Annotated in this window: 1 protein-coding gene; it reads right to left on the reverse strand. The window is 67.6% G+C overall.

What is annotated here, in order from left to right; translation table 11 throughout:
- The coding region (locus MVA01S_RS30015) for an HNH endonuclease signature motif containing protein (RefSeq protein ID WP_159426398.1) at positions 1-797 on the reverse strand (797 nt) is incomplete at both ends.

Below are 797 nucleotides of genomic sequence, written 5' to 3' on the forward strand. Positions count from 1 at the left end.
ATTCTCGTCGACGGAGCGGTTGTGCGGGCCGCAGGCCAGGCCGAGTTCGTCGACGTTGGTGTTACCGCCCTTGGCCCAATCAGCCACCACGTGATGGACCTGGGAACCGTACGCCCCGACAGTGCAACACGGCTTCGTACACCCGCCGTCACGGGCGATCAGCATGATCCGCTGCGCCGGGGAAGCCACCCGCCTGGTGCGGAACAACTCCAGCGCCGATCCGGTCGCGCGGTCGAACACCGCCAGGTAATGATTCGCGTGCCCGGCCATCCGGATCACCTCGGCGATCGGCACCACCGTGCCCCCGCCGGTCGTGCCGACCCCGGCGCGCGATTCCAGATCCTGCAACGTGGTGCGGATGATCACCGACACCGGCAACCCGTTGAGCTGGCCTAGTTCGCCGCTCATCAACGCGATACGGCCGGCCGCGACCAACGCATCGTGTTGACGCTGGGCCAGGCTGCGATGGTCGTTGTCGATCTGCGCCTGCGACGGGGTCCCCGACGTGCACGGTTCCGGATCGTCGGGATTACACATCCCGGGCGCGGCGAATTTGGCGAAGATCGCCTCCCACACCGCGCGGGCTTCGGGGGTCAACGTCGCCGACAGGTCGGTCATCGCGTCGGGGCGCTGCTTACCGAGGGTGACCCCGCGTTTGCGGGCGCGTTCGGTGTCATCGGGTTCGGGCCCGTCCTGGTCGAGCAGGAACAAGGTGCGGTCCGCTGAGTCCTTCAATTCCTTGGGTCCATTGCCCACCGCGGTGCGGACCAGGTCGAGCTCGATCCGTTCCCGGGTGG

Origin of the sequence: Mycolicibacterium vaccae NBRC 14118 = CIP 105934, assembly GCF_001552715.1 — a bacterium.
Lineage (GTDB): Bacteria > Actinomycetota > Actinomycetes > Mycobacteriales > Mycobacteriaceae > Mycobacterium > Mycobacterium vaccae.